The 13,792-nt window shown below is 65.0% G+C and carries 18 protein-coding genes; 5 read left to right on the top strand and 13 right to left on the bottom strand.

Annotated elements, in window-relative coordinates:
- A partial coding sequence (locus MBELCI_RS16115; RefSeq protein WP_045320347.1) for a helix-turn-helix transcriptional regulator occupies nt 1–407 on the bottom strand: 407 nt, incomplete at its 3' end.
- Between the two features lie 703 nt (nt 408–1,110).
- Between MBELCI_RS16115 and MBELCI_RS16110 the strand changes: the two genes are divergently transcribed.
- Together MBELCI_RS16110 and MBELCI_RS21095 are read left to right on the top strand one after the other, a co-directional pair.
- The gene (locus tag MBELCI_RS16110; protein WP_045320346.1) at nt 1,111–1,554 is read left to right on the top strand and encodes a hypothetical protein; all 444 of its coding nucleotides are present in this window, start codon (nt 1,111–1,113) and stop codon (nt 1,552–1,554) included.
- Nucleotides 1,555–2,205: 651 nt separating this feature from the next.
- On the top strand, nt 2,206–4,203 hold the full coding sequence (locus tag MBELCI_RS21095; RefSeq protein ID WP_021695306.1) for a hypothetical protein: 1,998 nt from the start codon (nt 2,206–2,208) through the stop codon (nt 4,201–4,203).
- Between the two features lie 26 nt (nt 4,204–4,229).
- Here the strand turns inward: MBELCI_RS21095 and MBELCI_RS16100 are convergent, their stop codons facing one another.
- From MBELCI_RS16100 to MBELCI_RS16070, 7 genes are all read right to left on the bottom strand, one after another.
- The gene (locus MBELCI_RS16100; RefSeq protein WP_021695305.1) at nt 4,230–4,514 is read right to left on the bottom strand and encodes a DUF3892 domain-containing protein; all 285 of its coding nucleotides are present in this window, start codon (nt 4,512–4,514) and stop codon (nt 4,230–4,232) included.
- 116 nt (nt 4,515–4,630) lie between these two features.
- A complete protein-coding gene (locus tag MBELCI_RS16095; protein WP_021695304.1) occupies nt 4,631–4,915 on the bottom strand; it encodes a DUF3892 domain-containing protein in 285 nt (94 codons plus the stop codon).
- Nucleotides 4,916–4,945: 30 nt separating this feature from the next.
- Nucleotides 4,946–5,131 carry a hypothetical protein gene (locus tag MBELCI_RS16090; RefSeq protein WP_045320345.1) on the bottom strand — a complete coding sequence of 62 codons (186 nt, stop codon included), beginning with the start codon at nt 5,129–5,131 and terminating at the stop codon, nt 4,946–4,948.
- A gap of 73 nt (nt 5,132–5,204) precedes the next feature.
- Nucleotides 5,205–5,432: a hypothetical protein gene (locus tag MBELCI_RS16085; protein WP_021695303.1), complete on the bottom strand. Its 228-nt coding sequence runs from the start codon at nt 5,430–5,432 to the stop codon at nt 5,205–5,207.
- Between the two features lie 330 nt (nt 5,433–5,762).
- A complete protein-coding gene (locus MBELCI_RS16080) occupies nt 5,763–6,125 on the bottom strand; it encodes a hypothetical protein (protein ID WP_021695302.1) in 363 nt (120 codons plus the stop codon).
- A 75-nt stretch (nt 6,126–6,200) separates the two neighbouring features.
- Entirely contained in the window at nt 6,201–6,704 is a 504-nt protein-coding gene (locus tag MBELCI_RS16075) for a DUF1281 family ferredoxin-like fold protein (RefSeq protein WP_021695301.1), read from the bottom strand.
- 284 nt (nt 6,705–6,988) lie between these two features.
- Nucleotides 6,989–7,366, bottom strand: coding sequence for a hypothetical protein (locus tag MBELCI_RS16070; RefSeq protein WP_021695300.1), 378 nt, complete (start codon nt 7,364–7,366; stop codon nt 6,989–6,991).
- 543 nt (nt 7,367–7,909) lie between these two features.
- Between MBELCI_RS16070 and MBELCI_RS16065 the strand changes: the two genes are divergently transcribed.
- The 3 genes from MBELCI_RS16065 to MBELCI_RS16055 all read left to right on the top strand — a co-directional run bounded on the left by MBELCI_RS16065 (nt 7,910) and on the right by MBELCI_RS16055 (nt 10,079).
- The gene (locus MBELCI_RS16065; RefSeq protein ID WP_021695299.1) at nt 7,910–8,650 is read left to right on the top strand and encodes a hypothetical protein; all 741 of its coding nucleotides are present in this window, start codon (nt 7,910–7,912) and stop codon (nt 8,648–8,650) included.
- A 126-nt stretch (nt 8,651–8,776) separates the two neighbouring features.
- A complete protein-coding gene (locus MBELCI_RS16060) occupies nt 8,777–9,340 on the top strand; it encodes a hypothetical protein (protein ID WP_131505584.1) in 564 nt (187 codons plus the stop codon).
- A 109-nt stretch (nt 9,341–9,449) separates the two neighbouring features.
- On the top strand, nt 9,450–10,079 hold the full coding sequence (locus MBELCI_RS16055) for a hypothetical protein (protein ID WP_145973721.1): 630 nt from the start codon (nt 9,450–9,452) through the stop codon (nt 10,077–10,079).
- A 63-nt stretch (nt 10,080–10,142) separates the two neighbouring features.
- Here MBELCI_RS16055 and MBELCI_RS19560 read toward each other — a convergent pair whose 3' ends face one another.
- The 5 genes from MBELCI_RS19560 to MBELCI_RS21980 all read right to left on the bottom strand — a co-directional run.
- A complete protein-coding gene (locus MBELCI_RS19560) occupies nt 10,143–10,685 on the bottom strand; it encodes an adaptor complexes medium subunit family protein (protein ID WP_131505581.1) in 543 nt (180 codons plus the stop codon).
- Between the two features lie 281 nt (nt 10,686–10,966).
- Entirely contained in the window at nt 10,967–11,374 is a 408-nt protein-coding gene (locus MBELCI_RS16045; protein WP_021695295.1) for a hypothetical protein, read from the bottom strand.
- A 232-nt stretch (nt 11,375–11,606) separates the two neighbouring features.
- Nucleotides 11,607–11,822 carry a hypothetical protein gene (locus MBELCI_RS16040; RefSeq protein ID WP_045320344.1) on the bottom strand — a complete coding sequence of 72 codons (216 nt, stop codon included), beginning with the start codon at nt 11,820–11,822 and terminating at the stop codon, nt 11,607–11,609.
- Nucleotides 11,823–11,904: 82 nt separating this feature from the next.
- The gene (locus tag MBELCI_RS16035) at nt 11,905–13,632 is read right to left on the bottom strand and encodes a Y4lR C-terminal helical domain-containing protein (protein WP_021695293.1); all 1,728 of its coding nucleotides are present in this window, start codon (nt 13,630–13,632) and stop codon (nt 11,905–11,907) included.
- Nucleotides 13,581–13,792 (bottom strand): hypothetical protein (locus tag MBELCI_RS21980; RefSeq protein ID WP_235047670.1); only part of this gene is annotated, 212 nt, incomplete at its 5' end. The genes MBELCI_RS21980 and MBELCI_RS16035, both read right to left, overlap by 52 nt.

The raw sequence follows: 13,792 nt of genomic DNA, 5'->3' as shown, positions 1-13,792 counted from the left end.
GCCTGCACCTCGGCCTCACGCCAGCGCTTGGCGCGGGCATCCTTGCGCCCACCCGACAGGTCGATCGCGCATGGGAAGGGTCCGGCACCCTTCGGCACGGCGCCCTTCTCCCAGCGGTAGACGATGGACGGGTCAGCCACGCCCACAAGATCGGCCACCGCGCGGGCGGTCAGAAGCGGCTCCGTCAGCGCCTTGTGGTGCTCAGGATCCTGCTCCTCGGCCAAGTTCAGGGCTCGCCAGACCACCGGCCAGCGGGTCGTCCCGCCGCGCAGGGAAATGCCGAGAGCCTTCAGCACGCGGGCCAGAGACCGAGGGTCCGGAAGCGCACCCGGTTCAACGGAGGAACGCCTCGGCTCGAGGGCGAAGAAGGTGATGAGATCGGCGCGGGTCAGAGGTGTGTCGAGCATGGCCCAGGGGAATTAGGGTCGTTCCGCTCCGGACGGAAAAAAGGGATGCGAAACCAGCTTCTGTGGCGAAGACCAACGATGCCGCCAGCCTATCCAATGCTCGAATGCGCCCCCATCGTCCTCCAACGGTAACTGACACAAGCGGCCGTTGGAGCTGATCCGGTTACGCACAGACCGCGCCCTGCCGGCCTACTCCACGCCCGGAGGCTTCCGATGCTCGAGCCATCCGGTGGAAAAGCCGCTAGGACCTTTTACAGCCAGATCGCTCCGCCTCGGCGGATATGGCTCTCCGGCTTGGGCCTGCAGCTCGAATCGACCGATGCCGCGGTGAGGTATCGGTGGGACGATTCGGAATCGTTCACGCCCCCCTGCTGGAGCCAAGGCCGGATATTGATTTTTCGGGCACAAATAGGTCCTCACATCAAGGCGTATGGCACTGCACTTTTAGGCAGGGTTCCAGATTATTTTTGCGTGAATCTACAAATTCGATTCAAACCTAATTCCCGCTTTGGTTGAATTTGAATCAAACCTAGATTTATTCCTTCACATTCGGGATCCATGGTTTTACGTGATTCCCCGGAAATCGAGTGTATCTAGCGGCTCCGGAAATTCCTTCCCGCATGGGTGCACTTCAACTGAAGCAATACGGAGCTGCCAGTCGATCGGCTCGTAAACGAAGATTGTTGAAATCAGGAGTTTCACTATGGAGGATGACGTCCTTGAAGACGCAATAAAGATCTACCGTGGCTACAGCGAGAAATCTTTGGGATGGGTGTCCGAATCTCTCGATTTCAAGCGGTCCGTCCATAAATCCCGCCTCGGCTCCGAGCATGCCTATTACATTAGAGCCACTGAAAAAGGCTTGAATACCATTTCCGTCCAGGTTCCGATCGACAAAGAACTTCGGCTGGCCGGTCTGGCGCGTGTCGTCGTCACGACAGCCGCCGATATTCATGCCATCGTGGAGATGAGTGAGGTCGAGAGCGTTACTTTGCATGCGGAGATCAGCCCTGAACTTCCTGAGCTATATCAATCGGCAAAGAGGGCCCCGAAGGCTTACAGTGAACGCGTCCTGCGCGCCCTGATCAGGAGTGTTCGGAAGGACGATTTCGATCATGAGGCCGTGCGCTGCAATGTCGTCTCGTGAGACGTGAGCATATTAGAGCTTGCGCCAGGCCGTTCCCGCAGGAAGTCCAGAGTATTCAGCCGGAATCCATGGCTGGTCGTGTAAGCTAACCTTAATTCCTGGAATTGTGGATGCCTAATCAACATGCAGATCGAATCCGCTTTTATGAGTTCCATTTTGATGTGCGGGGCGATTGCCAAACAAGGATAATATGATGCCCATGGCCTGTCATAATAGCTCAATTATCGCGGAGTATCTTTCTGGCAATCTGTGTTCCGCATTCCGCGCCGGTATCCGCCTCCATGGGCCCCATAGCGTTTGGACGGCCGAGATTATCGAGAAGTTTCCCATCAACACGGATGTCGTGACGATCACGCCGTAAGCCGATCCGCTCTCCCGCTCTCCCGCTCTCCCCAGAGCCGCGCGTCGCAAGGCGCCGCGGGCTGGCTCCCCCTGCCCCAGGCAGATCCCCCTGACTCCGGCTCAACGGCCCGAAGAGGCCCCGGAGCGAAAGCACGAGACAGAAAGAAGAAGAAAATGCAGGCAACTTACCGTTACTTTCCAGACACTTGCGCAAAAACTCCGGCCAGCTTGAAGATTTCTCGCCCGATCGGTTTCTGGCTTTTGACGAACGAACAGACGTCCTCGTCACACACAGGCAAGGACACGAGCATGACCACCAGCACCGCAGCGGCCAACCACCCAAAAACCGCCAAGACCGCCAAGACCGCCAAGACCGCCAAGACCGCCAAGACCGCCAAGACCGCCAAGACCAAAACCAAGGCAGAAGCCAAGGCCAAGGTTCCGCGGACCACCTACGCGAAGGCCTGCAAGGCGGCCGGTCGAACTGCGAAGGAGCTGAGCCAATATTACACTGACACGCAGATCGCGGGCGGCTACGTGAACAAGGTTCTGGCGCGCTCTTCCGATCGGCCCTTCGACACCATCATCGAGCCCTCGGCCGGCACCGGGGCGTTCTCGCGCCATCTCGGTCCGGACTGCATCGCGCTCGACATCGACCCGAAGGCGCCCGGCATCGAAAAAGCCGACTTCCTGGAGTGGACCCCCACGGCCCCGACCGGCCGCTGCCTGGTCATCGGCAACCCGCCCTTCGGCAAGAAAGCGGCGCTCGCGTTCCTTAATCACGCGGCGAAGTTCGCCGATGTGATCGCCTTCATCCTGCCCAGGATCTTCCGCAAGAAGACGCAGCAGAACCGCGTCGATAAAAACCTGCATCTCGTTCATGAGGAGGAGGTGCCGGCAAACGCGTTCACCCATGAGGGCAAGACTGTCGACGTGCCATGTGTGCTGCAGATCTGGATGCGCGGGCTCAAGCCGCGGGTGAAGCACACGCTCACGACCACCCACCCCCACTTCGAGAGCTGCAGCCAGGAGGAGGCTGACCTCGTGATCCGGCGCGTCGGCGCGCATGCCGGCCTGCTGAAGCCGCTTGAGAAGAACTGGAGCGCCGAGTCCAACATCTTCCTGCGCGCTGCCGGCTGCAGCCGGGACGAGATGAAGCAGCGGTTTGCGCGTCTCGACATGGCAGCACACGCGTGCAACGGCGCTGGAGGCGGCTCGATCAACATGAGCGAGATCGTCGAGCTCTATGAGGAGCTGGCCCGCGAGGCGGCTTTGGCGGCACCCCAGACCGGGCTGGCCATGCTGGACCAGCCGGTTCCGGACATGTCCGGGGCGATCGCGGCAAAGGATGCCCCGGTCGAGACGCCGCGGACGGCCAAGGAGACGGCGGCGCCGGCGGTCGAGGACCCGGACGTCGAGGTGGTCACCGAGGCCCGCGATCTCGATGCGCAGCCTGCGCTGCGTCACGTGGTGCTCGAGACCGCGACCGGTGCGGCGGCGGCGCGGCAGACTGTGGCCCGCTTCAACGCGACTGCCGGCGCGGCCGACGTCATCACGCTCTCGGCGCCGCGCAGCTTCCGCAAGATGAGCGTGCAGAACCGGCTCGATCGGCACTTTCATCTTGTCGAGGACGGCGATGGGGAGGCCAAGGTCACCGGGCCGGACGGCCATGTGCGGTCCCTGCCCTGCACAATCCAGACTTGGGAGCGGCGGCCCGAGCCGCGGCCGAAGCACGCGCTTGCGGCCTGTCATGCGGACTTCGAGTTCTGCGGCCGCGCCGAGGCGGATGTCGCGATCCAGCGGGTGGGCAACGATGCCGGCCGGCTGAAGACGCCCGAGGAGGTTCGCAGCGCGCAGTCGCACCTGTTCCTGCGCGCCTTGGGCTGCAACCCGGCCGAACTCTGGGCTCGGCTGGCCGCGATCGACTTCGACACGGTGCGCCACAACACCGCCGCCGTGCCCTCAGTCGCCAAGCCGGAGATCGTGGCGCTCTACGAGGCCACCCGCGGCATCGCCGCCGCGGCCACCGCACCGGGCAAGCACCCCTTGGCACCAGCCTCCGGAGCGGGGAGCGCGCCCGCCGGGACGCACACTGAAGGTGCAGCGGAGGGGGCGACGCCGCCCCTGGATCGGTCTTGGAGCCAGGGGTCTGCCACCCCTGACCGGACCTGCAGGCGGCCTCACGCTGCACTGCGACCGTGCAGGCGCCTCGTCGCCACGCTCTGCCGCGCGTTTTCGAAACCCACTGAGAATAGAGCCGCGCTGAGCCGGGAACGATCGGTGCGCCTCTCGATAAGCAGGGTATGATTGCACTGGATTGCGCGTTGCTGGGGTCAGGAACACTCGGGAAGGTCCAGAAGGTTGTTCGGGAGGTCACCGTCCTCGGCCGTCTTGATGTATTTGTTTCCTTGGGGGCCGATTGCGACTTCGCACCAGGCTGCCTTGCCCGAGACCGTGACATAGAAGCCCCCACCCTCCTCCATGAGGTGGACCGCACGCTCCTGCGTCATTTTCCAGCGGGTTCCATCGGGATGGACGCCGCCCACATGGGAGATGCGGTCCCACGGGCTGTCGCGGTCCCTCTTTCTAATGCATTCGATCTGTCCCTTGATGGCCATCCTTATCCCCCATCGGCGGCGGGCGCGACCTGATGGTGCGCCGCGGCCATGGATTATGGCGATCTCTGGCGGCGGCGAAAAGCGCCCGCGCTGGAGAAAGCCTTTCCCTGTGGTCCTCAGGGGCATTCGGGGAGGTTCAGGAGGTGCGTCGGGAAATCACCGTCTGCGACCGTCTTGATGTACTTTGTCCCTTCGCGATCGACAGCGACTTTGACCGCGACGGGATCGCTACCGACATTGACGAAGAACATGCAGTCTCTGCTCTCGATTTTCTGGATCACCTCGTCGAGTTCCAGTTTCCAACGGTTCGCAAGCGAGCCGCCGCCCACATGGCTGATGCTGCCTCTCGGCTTCCAGTGGTTGGCTCTGCGGATGCACTTGATCTGAATCGTCTTTTGCACGTCTGTTCTCCACAAGGGGTCGTTGCGAGCCTATGGCAGGGTAAGGTTGATCACGGCCTTTGGTTGCCAGTGCGGCAAGCCATCCGCGGCGGACAGCGTCACCTCGGCCTTCGCGTGTAGCGTAGCGGGTACACTGGGCAGAAACGGATCGTCCTTCGGGATCTTCGGTGTCCGGATGGGCTTTAGCGGAACGTAACCGCCGAGCTTGCTGGACATGGGTCCTCCTTCGGTGTCGACGAGCTGATGGTGAAGCACCGGCCGAATGGGGTTGCCCTGCGGCTGCGGGGGATCAGTCGACGCGGCGCAGGATCATGCCGTCATCGAGAACCTGGAACGTCCGCTCGTCGATGTATCCAGCCGGGCGGCCATCAACCAGTCGCAGCTCCTGCGTGCCAGCCAACTCGGCGATCTCGCCTGCGGGGGAACGGCCAGTGTTGAAGTCCTGCCAGAGCTGAACGTCGTGGCGCTTGCCGAAATCGTCCGCGCATTCATAGGTGGCCAGGTGGCGCATCGGCATGGTGATCCTCCGTCAGTGGTGGCGGGGCGTGAGGGTGGACCATTGGTGGATGGTTGGCAAATTCGGGCGACCGCCACGCATGGCCGGCGTTTGCTCGACCACTGGCAGCCGAGAAACATGCTATCCGGTTCACGCGGGAGCGTCGGGTCTATTGGGGATGATTGATCCGTCCCATGCGTCATCTAGAAAGCCTGCAGCGCCCTGAAGACCTGCTTGGCGTAGCTGGACCGATCAAGGGGCACGAGATCAGGCTCATGGATCGGAGGCTGGGTGCGCATTGCAAAACCCACACCGACACTGCTTGGTTGCAACAGCTCCGAGGGTCGTCCTTCAGGCCGACCAGGCGCACAAGAGCGGGTGGGGTTCGGCGGCCGCGTTTCGCAATCGCCGGATCACCCGCCTGTAGGCCGGCAGGAGATCTACGAAGGTCTGGTTCTGCTCGCCCATCCAGCAGATGTCCGTCGAAGACGGCCTCGGCATCCTGGCTTCCGCGCGCACCACGCATGCCGCCTCGATCGGCAATCTCGCCGCCACGATGTCGATCATCGAGGTGTCGACCAGGAAGTCGGTGTAGCCTGGGCAGTAGGGCTTGGGATCCTGCTCGGAGAGCAGGTTGCTGAAACCCCGGTGATCGCGCAGGTAGGCGATCTCGACCTTGGCGCCGAGAGTGAGGAAGCCGGTGTCGAGACCCATGAGGGTTTTCCTTTCTCAAGACTGGAGCAGGGGAGTGGCGGCAGGACCGACTTGCGGGACCTGCCGCGGGCCCCATCAGTAGTAGCCGGCTTCTTCCAGGTCGGGGGTGTCGAAGAAGGCGGTCACCTGGATGTCGGGAAAGCGGGCCCGCAAGGTGGCGACGATCCCGGTGGGCGGATCCCAGGGCGTGTCGAACTGGAGCGTCGCCGTCTTCTTGTCATCATCGAGGTCGACATCCTGCGCGGGCCACTTGCAGCCCCATTCCGCACACCGCCAGTCGAAGAGGGTCGCGTGCGGCTGTGCCCTGAATTCCGCGATCTCCGCCGCGGTGAAGGGCCGGGCCTCGAGGACGACTCCCTCCCCATCACGGAGCTCGAACCAGCATTCGACGGTGACGGTCCGGCCCTCTCCCTCGAAGCTGCGGTCTCCCCTGACACCATGCTGGAGCACGACGGGGGCAGGGCGGATCGCCTCGAAGTCGAAGGGCCCGTTCGGCCCCCTCAGGGCGGCGAGGACCTCCGCCATCTTGTCCTCGGTCTCGGTGGTGATCGTGATCCTGTTTTCGCACCAGTTTGGCATGTCGTGCTCCTTTGCACCTGTTGGGCATGGCGGGAGACACCGACATGGCGCCTCCCGGCCGGGGCGTTGTCCCCGGCACACAAGAGGTCTGTTCGGTGTCGAAAACAGAGAAACGCCTGGAGCGAACTTTCTGGGTGACTGCCAATGCTTTGGGTGACAGCGCATTGATAATGCACTGAAGTTTTCTTCATCTCCGCCCGGCCAACGCCCACTTCGCCCCCGCACGACGACCCGCCACCAAGCCGGGGGCGGGTCGCGTCATGGGATCGTGCGGCGCGATGGGCTCAGGCGGCCCGCCACAGCGGTGCGGTGTCGAGCGCCTCGGCCTCGAGGCGGTCGAGGCATTGGACGAGGCCCTCCTCCAGCAGGCAGATCTCTTCGATGCCATGCCACTCGAGGTCGATCCGCGCGAAGCAGGCGGCTTCCGGGCGATCGGGATCCCCGACATGCTCGAGCGAGAGCAGCGCGCGCAGCGCCGCGAGTTCGCGGCACAGGCGCCGGGTGAGGATAGGCTGGCTGTCGAACGCGTCGAGCAGACGCTGCGTGCGGCGCAAGGCCGGGCGCTCGCCGAGCAGGAGGGCGGCGTTCTGCAGCGCCTCGTCGTGTTCCCTCAAAAACGCCCGTAGCGCGATGTAGGCGGGAGAGATGGCGGTGTGGATCATGTCTGATCTCCGGGTTGACGACCGCGCGGGCTTGCGCGGCACAAGAGCGCCGACCTCCTTTCTGGCGTGGGGCTGGGGATGGGAATCCGCCCGGCGGGGCGGGACGCGGCGCATGGGGGCGCTGAAGGTCCCGGTGCCGTGACAGGTCACGATTGAACTGCTGGCTGTCGGTGATCCGGCACGATGGATCGATTGAGGAGGGCTGATATCCAGCTTTTGCACAGGAAATTCTCCGCCGGTCCGCCAAGGCGGAAGGCTGGTCTTCTTATCCCCCGCACCGCTGGCCGACGGCCTTTCCAATTTCAGGATTTCGTCGGATTTCCTAAGTTTCGATCGAGCAAAGCCGTTCGAGATCAGCGCCTTGCGGCGACAACCGTCACGGCCGGCAGACTGGCTTCCAGGTGGTGCAGGCAGGAGGACGTCTGCGCAGGAGGTACGTCCTGTTCTTGGGGGGTCGATCGTCATCGTCTGCAGCGCCGGATTTTTCTGCACCTGGCCTTGCGATCCCACCTCGTCTCCGCCCCGACACGAAAGGACGGACGAATGGGAGACGACAAGGTCAGGATCACGGCGGACCTCGCGGATCTGGTGAAACCGATCACCCTGCCACCTGCCGCGCAGAAGCTCTTCCTCGCGCTGGTCTACCTGCAGGACCAGACCGACCACCGCTGGACACGACAGAACTGGGAGGACCGGGCCAAGGTGCGGTTCTTCTGCGGGCTGGGCGATCTGCGCGCGCTGGGATGCGCGCCGAAAGCCCGCAACGCCCGCTTCTTCCAAACGGCGGTGGCGGCCCTTGCACAGCGACCCGACCTCTTCGGCAAGATCGAGCTTTGCACCGCGTCCGGCCATCTGCTCTGGTCGTTCAGCGCCAAGGTCTGGCAGGCGATGTCGAAGATGGAGCCATACGGGCTGATGCGGATCGGCGACATCGCCCGGATCGCCGGCGGTCCGGACCTGGTGCTGCTGACGCAGATCGTGGTGCAGCGCGGCAAGCACATGCCGAATTTCGTGCTGACCGGTCGGGACCTTGGTCTCGACAGCCCCGATGCGGGCGATCCGGACCTTTTCGATCTTCGCGCGATGCGCCGCCGGCTCGAGCCCGCCCTGCGGCGGTGGGCAGGCTATATCGGCTCCCCCGTCCACCTGGGCTACGAGCAGCGAGGCCATATGCCCGGCTACGTCCGGGCCCGGATCCGCTTCAAGGGCCGGCCAAACTTCTGGACGGACGCCGCTATCCAGCGCTTCCCACTCAACACCAAGGTCTTCAAAATTGCCCCTTGAGGCAGCCTCGGGCGGCCCTCCGGGAACCCGTGCCGCTGGACGCCCGGGGGCGGAAGCGCGCGGCGGGCATTCTCATGCCCCTGGCAGAGCTCCCCGGTCCCCCGCAGGAGCCGGGAGAAACGGCCTATGAGGGCGGATGCCGCTCTCAAAGAGGAGGGCACGGAGAGACTTCAGGTCATAAAAACCTATTCTACACAGTATCTTGCAAGAAATCTTGGATTATTCCACCAGATCGGTTTTGCGGATTTTCGAACGATCACACGTCCTCGTCACACAAAACGAGGGACCGAAAAAATGGCCACCAAGACCCAAGCTGCCAAGACCGCTAAGATCACCCACTCCCACTTCGAGCGCTGCGCACAAGACGAGGCGGATCTCGTGATCCGGCGCATCGGCGCGCAGGCCGGTGTGTTGAAACCGCTCGAGCAGGACTGGAACGCGAACTCCAACATCTTCCTGCGCGCCACCGGCTGCAGCCGGGACGAGCTGAAGCAGCGGTTTGCCCGTCTCGACATGGCGGCGCAGGCTTGCAACGGCGCCGGGTGCGGTTCGATCAACATGCGCGAGATCGTCGAGCTCTACGAGGAGGAGTTGGCCCGCGCGGCGGCGCCCCAGACCGGGCTGGCCATGCTGGACCAGACGGTTCCGGACATGTCCGGCGCGATCGCGGCAAAAAGATGCATCGGTTGAGACGCCGCAGGCGGCCGAAGACACGGCGGCGCCCGCGCTCAAGGACCCGGACGTCGAGGGGGTCACCGGGGCCGGTGATTGCGATGTGCAGCCTGCGCCGCGTCATGTGGTGCTCGAGACCGCGACCGGTGCGGCGGCGACGCGGCAGACTGTGGCCAGCTTCAACGCGGCCGCCGGCACGGCCGACAGCATCACGTTCACGGTGCCGCGCAGCATCCGCAAGATGAGCGTGCAGAACCGGCTCGATCCGCACTTCCATCTTGTCGAGGACTGCGATGGGGAGGCCAAGGTCACCGGGCCGGACGGCCATGTGCGGTCCCTGCCCTGCGCAATCCAGACCTGGGAGCGGCGGCCCGAGCCGCGACCGAAGCACCTGCTTGCGACCTGTCATGCGGACTTCGAATTTTGCGGCCGCGCCGAGGCGGATGTCGCGATCCAGCGGGTGGGCGCCAATGCCGGGCGGCTGAAGAGGCCCGAGGAGGCCGGCAGCGCGCAGTCCCACCTGTTCCTGCGCGCCGTGGGCTGCAGCGCGGCCGAGCTCTGGATCCGGCTGGCCGCGATCGACTTCGACACGGTGTGCCACAACGCCGTCGCCGTGCCCTCGGTCGCCAAGACGGAGATCGTAGCGCTCTACGAGACCACCCGCGGCATCGCCGCCGCGGCCACCGCGCCAACCGGGACGCATCCCGACAGCGTGGCCGAGGGATCGGGCTCGGTCCCAGCGGCCTGCCAGCCCTGACGGACCGGCAGGCGGTAGCGTGGCCCCAGGGCGCGCCACTGCCCCGGGCCTGGCCAGATCGGTCTAGGTCTGGCTTCCGGACACTGCCTTTGCTCGCAGGTTAGCCTTGGAGGCCACGGCGCCGGGCTGCGGTCGTCGCATGCGGGACGAGGCTCGCAGACCGGACTGCGGGGGCCTTCGGCCGATCACGGGGTGGATGCCGGCCCGCTCGGCGAAAAGGCTGTGCCGCGGAAGCCGTGCGTGGCGCTCGGGCAGCTGCAGCCGCAGCCAGGCCGGCAGCCGTCCCAGTCGCGCCGTGCCGCAGCGCTCGCTCACGCGAAATCGCGGATCATCCGGCCGGACCCGGATCCGCCGGTCGAGCCGGAAACGGGTCGGCCGGTGCAACCCGGCCTGCGCCAGCAGGCGGGGCTCGCGCAGGACGAGGGCGTGTTCGGGATGGCCGTGTAGGCCGAGATGGCTGGTGCCGTAGACGACGATCAGCTCGCCGGTCCCGGCATCCTCGTGCAGCACGAGGCAGGCGCGGGTCTTGGTGCCGCCATCAGGGTAAGGAAAGTCGAACGTCACCACGTCGCCCACGCCAAAGGGCGCGGCAGGGGTATCTGGCAAGTCATGAAATGTCTCCGATCTGGAAAGGGATCGGCACCTGCGATGTGAGGATCCGGCCGGTGTCCGGGTCGCTTCGGGTGCCATGCGGCCCACCCGAAGCGACCGGATCACCCGGGCGGGATCAGACTGCCTTCTCCTCATACGAATGCCCGAGCTGGGGGACCCTGCGCATTGTCCTTGCCCCGACCTGGGGGAAGACCCCGGTAGGGCCACGGATCAAACCCGGCGGACCCGTGGAGGTGGGGCCCGCCGGTGCCGAAGGGGCAGCAGCCTTGGGCCGTTCAGGGCACGCGCGCGACCTCGCGCTCGGCCGTCACGCGGTCGGCATAGCGTTCCTGGCAATCGCGGAAGTGCTTGTAGACCTCCGTCAGCCGCCGCAGTTCCTCGAGCCGCGGATCCCACAGATCGTCATGGGACGTGTCCTCGCATAGCGCATGGTCGCCATAGCCCGCGCGCTGCGTATTGAGCGCCACCCGCAGCGCTTCGCCCATCAGCGTCACCACGTCGATGTCGCGAGCTTCGAAGGGCTGTCCCTCCGCGAGCCGCCGGCAGGTGGCGGGCCACAGCGACCGGGTGCTGCCACGGGTGTCGATCGAGGTGTCCAGCCAGAGCCGGGCAAAGGCGCGCCCGCTGCGGATCGTCGCATAGGCGAGATCTTCGGTGGAGGGAGAGGTCGTCAATGTCGTCATGGGCTTAACCTTGCATCTTGAGAGGGGGGATGAAGGCTTGAGCGGGCGGAGCGCCGAATACCGGCGGCCCCTGTCTTCCCTAAGGATCATGGTGTCATGTCATGACCCTGCGCGGGTCTTCTGCCCGTCTCGTGCCTTCACCGGGAAGGGCTCGAGACGGGCAGAAAGATCCCGGCGCTGGCGTGCTGAAGAAACACTCAACTGGCTTCCAGATTACCGGCTTACCCAGCGCTCAGCCGTCCACCCACGCTCTTGCAATGTCGGTCACCGCGTCTTCGCAAGAGATGTGCGAGAGAGCCAGAGCCATGACCTCCACGCCCCCCAGCTTCCGGCATGCCTCCTTCAAGAGGTCGAGATCCTCCTCCTCGAAAACCCACAGATCGAGGGTGTCCGGCGCGCCCTGTTCATCGACGGCCCAAGCGCGCAAGTCGCCGCTGAGCTCGGCCATTTCATTTCGTGCACTGTTCATATCGTCCTCCATGTTTGTCTGGAGGAGTTGGGTGCGTGCCGAGATCCAGAAAAACGGTTCGTTACATCTTCTGCGCGGCGAAGCGCTGTCGTAGCCAGGCCGGCAGCGTGACCCGAAATACGGTCGGATCGATCTGGCCTTCCGTCGCCTGCTCGAGCGCCTTTCGGATCGTCTTGTCCTTCGGACCCAGCGTTTTGGCAGGCCAGCTGGGCTTCGTCGCTTCCCAAGCCGTCAGGTAACCGTCCGCCCAGATTGGGAGCAGCGGGATTTCGGCCGGGAGCAGCTCCTCATCCGGCGCGCGGAGCTTCGAGACGGCCTCGTTGTAGCGCGGCATGAGCAGATCGACGAAGCGGGTCAGCTTCTTCTCGGTCTCCAAGCTGGGTCCGACAATGTGAAGCAGCGGGGTGAGCCAGTCCGACGGCGCCACGAAGAGCGGCGCAGTGCAGATCGCCGTCAGATACCCCTCAAGCCAGGGCTCGGTCAGCCCGGCCGGATGCAGGAGCCTGGCCAGTTCGCCCGCCTTTTCGGGTGTGGCGTTGGGCATCGACCAGTTCGCGGATGCCATGGGGGACGCGGCGAACGGCATATCAGAGCCCGGATCGACGGGACCCTCGGACTCATCCTGCCGGTCCATCCAGACCATGATGGATTGCCCGCAGATGAAGGTCATCACCGGGGTCTTCTTGATGTCGCGCCCGTCCTTCAGCGCGGCGGCGACGGCGATGAATTCGTCCGCGTCGTTGGATCCGACGGCGCTGAGCAGCAGCGCATTGCGGGCGATGAGCGCCGTCCAGTGCGCGCGGCGCGCCTCCAGCACGCGCCACATGTTGCGGGTCAGCGCGGTATGGGATCTGGCGCTCTCCAGCGCCGCCATGGTCTCATCGCTGTCTTCGAACCAGCTGTCCAGAACCGGATACGCGTCCGGCCAATGCTGGCTGGCGGTGATCAGTCGGCCCCGGGCTTGTGCCGTCAGACCGGCAACTCGACCCTCGGGATCGGCCAGCTCCAGCATCGCCTCGACCGAGGCGGACAAGGGGCGCAGCTCATCGAGGCCGCAAGCTTGGGCCACATCCACCAGCCCCGGCACCGGCGCCAGGCCAGCCTCCAGTCCTTCGCCCAAGGCGATTCCGAGCGCCTGCTCCATATAGACGCGCGGCACATCCAGCGCCTCGATCTCATCGGTGAGGGTGGCAAGGATGCGGCGCTGCTCGGTGGCGCTGTCGCAGGGCAGCACATAGGCATCCTTCACACCGAACCCCTGCTTCAGCAGCACCACGGCGACGCTGCGTGATCCCCTTGTCTGCACCGCCGCCGCCATGCTCTGCGCGCCGGAGCCATCAACCGGGCTGGCGATGATCCGGTGCAGCTTGCGCTCGGGCTCCCGCCCCGCGCCGACCACCCCCTTGCGCATGGCGTCCCGCACGAGGCCGTCCAACCGGTCGCGCAGCGCCGCATCCGCCAGCCAGCTGCGCAGGATCGTGAGCCGGGCCAGCATCTGAGCGGACGCCCTCCCCGCCGCCAGTCGGTCCGAAAGGCCTTCCACCGCGCCGAAGCGGATCTCCGCGCCGGGATCGAGCAACCAGGCGCAGCCGAGCTCAGCAAAGATCTCCCGCGGCCGCGCCACGGCAAGCCGGATCAGGGCCCGGCGCACCTCGGGCGGCACGGTGGGCAGCATCTCGGAAAACAGCGCGTGCAGGACCGAGACATTGTCGCCGTGCTGCCCGGCCAGGCTGCCGATCAGGCCGTCGAGCAGGGTTTCCAGAGCGGCCGGATCGTCGCTGTCTTCCACCGTTTCGGGGAATACATCCTGCCGCGCGGCGAGGACTGTTGGGCGGACTCGAGGCCTGCACGCACCCACGTCCCGGAGACCGCCAGGCTTCCCCTGAGGCTCAGGTCATTCGATGTGACCAGCTTGCCGAGCTGCGCCTCAAGGCTCTCGATAAACAGCG

Origin of the sequence: Limimaricola cinnabarinus LL-001 (assembly GCF_000466965.1) — a bacterium.
In the GTDB taxonomy this organism is placed as follows: Bacteria; Pseudomonadota; Alphaproteobacteria; order Rhodobacterales; family Rhodobacteraceae; genus Limimaricola; species Limimaricola cinnabarinus.
Note: the sequence above shows the minus strand (reverse complement) of the source record. Positions and strands in the feature narration are given on the sequence as shown.